Annotated in this window: 6 protein-coding genes; 2 read left to right on the top strand and 4 right to left on the bottom strand. The window is 32.8% G+C overall.

Features of this window, described 5'->3' with window-relative positions; genetic code table 11:
- The 3 genes from AB8B65_RS01055 to AB8B65_RS01045 form a co-directional block, all read right to left on the bottom strand.
- Positions 1–1,253: ABC transporter permease (locus AB8B65_RS01055; RefSeq protein ID WP_405298936.1), on the bottom strand; the 1,253-nt coding region annotated here is incomplete at its 3' end.
- A gap of 109 nt (positions 1,254–1,362) precedes the next feature.
- On the bottom strand, positions 1,363–2,040 hold the full coding sequence (locus AB8B65_RS01050) for an ABC transporter ATP-binding protein (RefSeq protein WP_405298935.1): 678 nt from the start codon (positions 2,038–2,040) through the stop codon (positions 1,363–1,365).
- A gap of 39 nt (positions 2,041–2,079) precedes the next feature.
- Complete coding sequence (locus AB8B65_RS01045; protein ID WP_405298934.1) at positions 2,080–3,330, bottom strand: efflux RND transporter periplasmic adaptor subunit; 1,251 nt, start codon at positions 3,328–3,330, stop codon at positions 2,080–2,082.
- Between the two features lie 296 nt (positions 3,331–3,626).
- Here AB8B65_RS01045 and AB8B65_RS01040 point away from each other — a divergent pair, with 296 nt between their 5' ends.
- Together AB8B65_RS01040 and AB8B65_RS01035 are read left to right on the top strand one after the other, a co-directional pair.
- Positions 3,627–4,979 carry a sigma-54-dependent transcriptional regulator gene (locus AB8B65_RS01040; protein ID WP_405298933.1) on the top strand — a complete coding sequence of 451 codons (1,353 nt, stop codon included), beginning with the start codon at positions 3,627–3,629 and terminating at the stop codon, positions 4,977–4,979.
- Positions 4,969–6,312, top strand: a complete 1,344-nt coding sequence (locus AB8B65_RS01035; RefSeq protein WP_405298932.1) for a sensor histidine kinase — start codon at positions 4,969–4,971, stop codon at positions 6,310–6,312. The genes AB8B65_RS01040 and AB8B65_RS01035 overlap by 11 nt, the downstream gene beginning before the upstream one ends.
- Positions 6,313–6,498: 186 nt before the next feature.
- Here the strand turns inward: AB8B65_RS01035 and AB8B65_RS01030 are convergent, their stop codons facing one another.
- A complete protein-coding gene (locus AB8B65_RS01030) occupies positions 6,499–8,076 on the bottom strand; it encodes a DUF1186 domain-containing protein (RefSeq protein ID WP_405298931.1) in 1,578 nt (525 codons plus the stop codon).
- Positions 8,077–8,160 lie beyond the last annotated feature (84 nt).

The following is an 8,160-nucleotide window of genomic DNA, read 5'->3' as shown; positions in this document are numbered from 1 at the left end:
TTGTATTTTGAAAGTACCAAAGCAGGATAAAACCCAGATAAAAATGTAACCAACACTAGTAAAATAACCACGCCAAAAATTAGTATTGGCGATTTAAAAAGTTCGTAGCTTAAGCCATCTGGCACAAAATCTGAAAACACATTGATTAGCCATTTTGAAAGCAACAAGGACAACACTGCCGAAATTAATACTAAAATAAAAGCTTCGCCCATAAACTGCCCAATAAGCTGTTTTCTGCTGCTGCCCAAAGTTTTTCTGATACCAATTTCTTTAGCACGTTGCGAAGCTTGTGCTGTATTTAGATTTATAAAATTAATACATCCCAATAGTAGTAAAAAGAGTGCGACAAGTGCCAAATTTCTTAATAGCGGTTTGCTAGCTTGTGCTTTTTCACTATCGTACGTTCCGTAATCCTCGTTAAAGTGAATATCGTTAAGTGCTTGTAACTTAAATTTACGCGATTGGCCATATTTAATATCATCTTCGTCCGTGTGTTCTAACGCCAAATCGTCCAAAAGTTTTTGTACACTTGCTACATCTGCATTTTCTTTAAACTTTACATACAATTGCGAATTACCGTTTGTATTAAACCAATAGCGCTTCGTAATATCTCTTTTTTTATTGGTTTGAAGTAAGGTTGCATGAGAGACAAATTCTTTAAAAACGATATCTGTTCGTTCAGTAAAGTTTTCTACAACACCAGTAACCTTAACATTTATTGAGTCGTTGTAAATTAATGTTTTACCTACAATTTCAGTTGGTGAAAGTTTTGGGAAATATTCCGCTGCTCTGCTTTGGGTGAGTACAACTTGATTTGGATTTTTTAGTGCTTCCGTTTTGTTTCCTGCCAAAAAGTTATATTGAAAAATATCTAAATAATTTTGGTCCGCGAAAATTACGAAGTCTGGCCATTTTAAGGCAATGTCGTTTTCTTTGTTAACTGCTTTTGAGAGTCTTTCTATGTAAAATTCACTTACAGTTTCAAAATTAGAATTATCTTCTATGGCACCTTTTAAAGCCAGTGTGATGCCTGAATTATAATTTATTCCATCTGGGTCTGTAAATTCAGTTACTACTCTGTAAATTTTATCACCGTCTTTATGAAAATTATCGAATGTATAATCGTAATAAATCATTAGTCCAATTACAAAAGACGCACTTAAACCAATGGTAAGCCCAATAATATTAATTAACGAAAACACCTTGTGCTTCATAAGGTTTCTCCATGCTATTTTAAAATAATTTTTAATCATGATTGAAAGATTTTACTATTCGATTTTTGATTGATGATTGATTTGGTTTCAACACTTCAGTAGCGTAGTTGGTTTAATTTGATTGGAGACTCTTGATTATCTTCTGAGTTTACGCCAAAATATTTTCCGTCACTTTTTGCCCATCTAACATTCTAATTATACGATGACTATACTTGGCATCATGCTCACTGTGCGTTACCATGATTATTGTTGTTCCGGCTTCGTTTAAATCTATAAGTAAATCCATAACTTCGTTACCGTTTTTACTATCTAAATTACCCGTTGGCTCATCAGCTAATATTAATTTTGGTTTATTTACAACTGCTCTTGCTACAGCGACGCGTTGCTGCTGACCACCAGACAATTGTTGTGGAAAGTGGTTACGGCGATGCATGATTTGCATTTTCTCTAGTACTTCTTCTACACGTTTTTTTCGTTCGGCTGGTTTTACACCTGTATAAATTAGTGGTAATTCAACATTTTCGAAAACTGTTAACTCGTCTATAAGGTTAAAGCTCTGAAATACAAAACCTACATTATGTTTTCGCAAGTCAGAACGCTTACGCTCGTTGTATCCAGCAACTTCTTTTCCATTAAATTTAAAGCTTCCACCGTCTAGATCATCTAATAGCCCTAGGATGTTAAGTAGTGTAGATTTTCCACAACCCGATGGTCCCATGATGGCAACAAATTCCCCTTCTTTAACTTCAAAAGACAATTTATTTAAGGCAATAGTTTGCACTTCTTTAGTTTTATAAAATTTTTCTAAGTCCGTAATTTGTATCATTATATTTGTATTTTAATTGAATGTATCTATTTTTATTATCTATTTTAAAATAAGTTCTTCTGTAGCTCCAAAAGAATCGTAGCTCGATGTTATCACCTTATCTCCAGGGTTTAAACCTTCAATAATTTCGTAAAATTCTGTATTTTGACTTCCTAGTTTAATAGTTACTTTGTACGCTGAATTTCCGTCTTCACTCATTTTAAAAATCCAGTTGCCTCCTGTTTTTTGAAAGAAACCACCTTTTGGCACTAATAAAGCTTGCTTTTCTGCACTTAATGCGACACGGATTTGTAAATTCTGCCCACGGCGGATACCTTCTGGCACTTCGTCTTCAAATTTCATATCCACCTGAAAACGTCCATTAGTTACTTGTGTAAAAACTTTTTTAATTAGTAATGTATATGGTTTTTCGTTTAAAGTAAACGTTCCTTTTTGTCCATTGTAAATTCTTGAGATGTAGTGCTCATCAATATCAACTCTGATCTTGTAGCCTGTAGTCACATCAACTTGCCCTAAACGAGTTCCTTTATTTATAGATTGCCCTATTTCAGCATCCAAAGAAGTTAACTGTCCGTCAATAGGTGCTCTAACTACTAAGTCTCCCACTTTCTTACGCATTAATTCTAAGGCACTTTGTGTTCTTGAATACGAACTCTTAGCCTGATTAATTTCTAATTTTGATGAAATAGAATCTTCAGAAAGCACCTGTTTTGACAGCCTCATTCGCTCTTGTTGATACTCAAAATTATTTTTTGAAGACTCATAATCTTGCCGTGCAATTACACCTTTTTCATACAAACGCTTATTTGAATTATAAATACGCTTTGCTTCAATAAAACTACTTTCAACATCAGTGAATTGGTTTTGTCTGTTAATGGTATTTTGTCTTGCAACATTTTGAGAAATCTGCATTTGCGTCAAAAGATTATAAACTGACGTTTCTTGATTGATAAGACTTAATTCTAAATCCGTGTTAGACAATCTTAAAATGGGCTCCCCTTTTTTCATCATGGCACCGTCTTCTACAAATTTTACTTCTACACGACCACCTTCTAGTGCATCTAAATAAATTGTAGTTACTGGCAAAACAATACCGTTTACAGGAATGTTTTCTTGAAATAGACCTTTTGAAATCGTATACACCGAGATACGTTCTTTTTCAACATTCAATTTAGAACCGCCTGTAGTTTGAATAATCACATAAATAATTAGTGCTAATGTTACGATTACACCTACAAAAAGCCCTATTTTTTGATTTGAGAATTTTTTCTGTTGAATTGGTACGTCCATTTTTACTGTATTATTTTCACTGAACATAAAGTGAATATGATGCCATAAATTCAAAATATTGATTTACAGTTGTTTAGGAATTATTTCAAAATTAAAAGTGTTCGATTTTGATACACTTTATGTCCGAAAGTGTACATGTTTATGCAACCAAATATTTTTACTTTGTTATTTTTTTAAAACTTAAAATAAAATCGTACTATTGAAAGCTGACGCTGACTTTAGGTACAGCTTTTATTAAAAACGAGATGTATCAACTTGAAAGATGAATGTCTTTATAGTTAAACTTCGATTATCAAATGGTATTAAAAAATGCTTCCATATTAGTAATAGACGATGATGCAGACATACTTACGGCACTTCGTTTGCTACTAAAACCTTTGGTAAAAACGGTTGTTACTGAAAAGAATCCGAGTAATATTTTAACTCAAATAGAAAAAGCTAACTATGACATTATTATTCTTGATATGAATTTTAATGGCCTTGTTAATACTGGTAATGAAGGCATTTTTTGGTTGAATAAAATTAAAAAGAGAACCCCTGAAACAGCTGTAATTTTAATGACCGCTTATGCGGATATTGATTTAGCAATTCGCGGATTAAAGCAAGGTGCATCAGACTTTTTGATGAAACCTTGGAAAAACACCAAGATTATAGAAACCATTACGACCATTCTAAGTCAAAAGAAATCAAATAGCGCGAAATCAAATGCTATAAACTCTGATAGTGTTGAAATTATTGGAGAAAGTGTTGTAATGCAGGATGTTTTTGTAAAACTTAAAAAAGTAGCACCAACTGACGCCAATATATTGGTTTTAGGCGAGAATGGTACTGGAAAAGATTTAATTGCAAGAGCACTTCACGAAAACTCTAATCGAAAAAATAAACCATTTATAAAAGTAGATGTTGGCGCTTTAACTTCGTCGTTGTTTGAAAGTGAATTATTTGGCTATAAAAAAGGAGCTTTTACAGATGCAAGGGAAGACCGTATTGGTCGTTTTGAAGCAGCAAATGGAGGTACACTTTTTTTGGATGAAATTGGTAATATTACACTCGGACAACAAGCACGATTATTAACAACACTACAGAATAGACAAGTTACACCTCTTGGGTCTAATATACCTGTATCAATAGACATTAGATTAATTTGTGCAACCAATGTTGCACCATCTAAATTGGCTGATGAAACCAAATTCCGAAAAGATTTAATCTACCGAATTAATACAGTAGACATTATTGTACCGCCTTTAAGAGAACGCGGAACTGACATCACAAATTTGTCAAGACACTTTGTTTCATTGTATGCAGAAAAGTACAATAAGAACTCCTTTAATTTTGATGCTGGTTTTTTTTCAAAGCTAAAGAAGCATGATTTTCCTGGAAATGTTAGAGAGCTTCAATATGTTTTAGAACGTGCCGTGATTATGACTGACGGAAGTACGCTAAAACCAGACGATTTAGTATTTTCTTCAATTGAGCGTTCTATACATACTGAAAACAATCAAACGATTAATCATAATTTAGAAGATATAGAAAAGAAAACGATACTCACCGTTTTAGAAAAGAACAGCGGTAATGTTTCAAAATCTGCTAAGGAGTTAGGCATTACAAGAGCTGCGCTTTACCGACGCTTAGAAAAGTATGAACTATAAAGCCTACATTTTTAAATTACTTTTTAGAATTATACTCATAATTGGTCTAATTCTAGGATTGATGTATACATTACAAATCGAAAAAAATAGTTATGCAACACTACTTGGCGCTGGCTTACTTTATTTATTGATTGATACATATTCCTTTATAAAACGTCGTTTTGTAGCCATGGATGACTTCTTTGAAGCAGTAAAATACCGTGATTTTTCAAGGTGGTTTCCTGAAGATAGAGGCCCAAAAGATATTCGGTTTTTGTATGCTGGTTTCAATGAAATTAATCGCACCATTAAAGAAATAAACTCTCAAAATCAGGCACAATATGTCTATCTGCAAAAGATTTTAGAAATGGTTGATATAGGGATTATAGCGTATAATCTAGAAACTGGAGATGTGTTATGGACCAACGATTCTTTTGGGGATATTTTAGATATACCATCTTTTAAAAATATTCGTTTTGTTGAAAATAGAAAGCCCGAATTATACAATACCGTTTTTGAAACATATAACAGAGAACCCAATTCAATTTCGATAGCGCTACAAAATGAAAGTATAAAAATATTGATTTCGGATACTGTTTTTCAGGTTGAAGAAGATGCTTTTAAACTCATTGTAATTCAAGATATTGATAGCACCTTAAATAAAAATGAATCGGAATCTTGGAAGAAATTATTAAGTGTAATGACCCATGAAATCATGAATTCTATTACGCCAATTTCATCTTTGGCGGACACGTTACAGCAAAATTTACAGTTAGCGATTGCACAACCTAAAACAAAAACATTAGCGCTGGAAGACCTGAACGCAGGCATAAAGACGATTAAAAACAGAAGTGAAGGTTTGTTGAAATTTGCTAAGACGTACCGTAGTTTAAGTAAAGTTACCAACTTAAATCTTCAACGTATTCATATTTCTGAATTGTTTACTAACATTCAGTTATTAATGGAACCGTCTATAAGAGCAAAAAATATTGATATAACGTTCCATATTGAAAGCGCTAAATTAGAGCTAGACATTGACACACATCTTATTGAACAAGTATTAATCAACTTACTTCTAAATGCCGTAGATGCTTGTAAAAAGAAGGATGGTGCCAAAATAAAAGTCGAAGCTTCACTAAATACAAATCGAGATATCGTTATTAAAATTTTTGATAACGGTTCTGGAATTCCACAAGATATTTTAGATAATATTTTTGTGCCATTCTTCACGAGTAAAACTACAGGAAGCGGCATTGGACTGAGCTTATGTAAGCAAATCATGCTACTTCACAAAGGACGAATCACCGTTAAAAGTATTGAGAATGAAGGTTCCGTTTTTAGTTTGATATTCTAAAGACAAAAAAGCCTCAAATTGCTACACAATTTTTGAACTTTTCTTTTGAGAGCAATTTTGAAGCAAAAATCTGAAAAATTATTTTCATTTTATTTCGGTTTCTTTATTTCTGGCAACGGTTCTTGTATGGTGCGTTTGCATCCCGCAGGGTGCATTTGCATTATACAAATTGTTATCGGTTTTTTTTTATTTGTTCAAACAACATTTTTTATACTTTTTTCCACTTCCACACAGACATGGTTCATTACGTCCAATTTTTGGCTCGGCTCTTATTGGCATTAAACGAGGTTCAAAATACTCATTGTAATCAAATTTAGAATTACTTTCATCTTCGTTATATCCAGACCATGTTAAAGTTACTTTTTCGTAACGTTCTGCGATTGGTAAAATATCTTTTATCTTATTGTAGTTATCAGGACGTTTAAAAGCTTTGCTCACTTCTTTCCATTGACCGCATATACCTTGTGACACTATTCCCTGTTCAAATAATTTTTCTATTATTGGGAGTAACTCATAGCCTTTAATATCAATCACATTACAGATTAACAATGCTATTAGATCACTGTCAATTACATTGTCATCCAAAGTGCTATTAAGAAAAAAATGTATCACATCAGCAAACCAATTTATTGCTTCCTCTCGCCTTTCAGGATGGTGCAATGCAAGTTGCTCTACCATATCAGGAAAAGTCGTACGAGCATAAGTGTCAATGCTAGGTTTAAACATAAACTGTTTACATGCGTCCAAATTATTAGCTGCGATTTTGAATATTGGCTCCCATAACATTGAAGTAATAAAGTCACCTAAATAAAGCTCGAAATATTCATCAGATTGACTTAAGACATTAAAAATAGCATCTATGCTTTTGGTTGCTTCGAGTTCTCCTAAAAGATAAATAGCATGAACTACAAAATTCATGTTTTCTTCGTCCCATCCATTTGACTCAACCAGCTTACTGAAATAACCATATCGGTTAATACTATCTTGCAATACCAATTCAAGGTCTTGAATAAGAGTGTCTTTCTTAAGAGAAAGAATTATATTTATTTTTTCCTCTCCAATATAAAGACCATTGGAATAAAGCCACTTAATTTCCTGATGACAAAAATTTGGAGCTTTGCTGGTAGTGTTAATTTTCTGTGTTTTTGTTGCTACTGATATTTTAGATTTTTGTTCTTCTTCAAAGCGTTTTTGTCCAGCTTTCATACTGGTAATAATAATTTGTCGCATTGCTATTTCTGTATCTGTAGAATCAGGAGCTAATTCGCGCATAATTTCATAACGGATTTCGGCTTGCTTAATATCTTCTATGGCAGTAAAATATAGCACCGTACATTTTAAAAAAGAAATTACTTCGTTTAGGTGAAATGTCTCACGGTCGGGGTAAAGAGTTTTTAACTCCATTTGATGACCTAATACATCTAGCATTTTATTGTATTCTTTCTTTAGGTAATACTCGTTAGCCAAATTTAGTTTTCCAAACAAATAATTAGGATGTTCTGCAATAATCCATTTGTTAACATCATACATCTTTTGAGTCTGATTCAACTCTCCATAGAGCACTGATAAATAGTTTTTTAGTTGTGGGTTTTCTGGGTGCTGTTCAATGGCATCAAGTATTTTTTGAATGCTCGATTTTTTTCCATCTAATGCCATTTGATGAAATTGCTGAAGCTTACGTGATAGTTCTGGTGTAATGGCATTTTGTTCGTTAAAAAAAATTGGGTCTGTAGTTATTGTATAACCTATTTTTGTAGCACTCATTTATGTTCAATTTTATTTCTTTCAGCTATTTAAGTGTTCATCGAATTACCGATAACGTGTTTGTATAAGATTAGTTGCGTGTTT

This window comes from Kordia sp., from assembly GCF_045105435.1.
Taxonomy (GTDB): Bacteria; Bacteroidota; Bacteroidia; order Flavobacteriales; family Flavobacteriaceae; genus Kordia.
This window is presented reverse-complemented; position numbering and strand designations above follow the sequence as displayed.

Coding starts and splice junctions, on each gene's coding strand:
- AB8B65_RS01050 (WP_405298935.1), bottom strand. CDS start 2,040: ATGATACAAATTACGGACTTAGAAAAATTTTATAAAACTAAAGAAGTG.
- AB8B65_RS01045 (WP_405298934.1), bottom strand. CDS start 3,330: ATGGACGTACCAATTCAACAGAAAAAATTCTCAAATCAAAAAATAGGG.
- AB8B65_RS01040 (WP_405298933.1), top strand. CDS start 3,627: ATGGTATTAAAAAATGCTTCCATATTAGTAATAGACGATGATGCAGAC.
- AB8B65_RS01035 (WP_405298932.1), top strand. CDS start 4,969: ATGAACTATAAAGCCTACATTTTTAAATTACTTTTTAGAATTATACTC.
- AB8B65_RS01030 (WP_405298931.1), bottom strand. CDS start 8,076: ATGAGTGCTACAAAAATAGGTTATACAATAACTACAGACCCAATTTTT.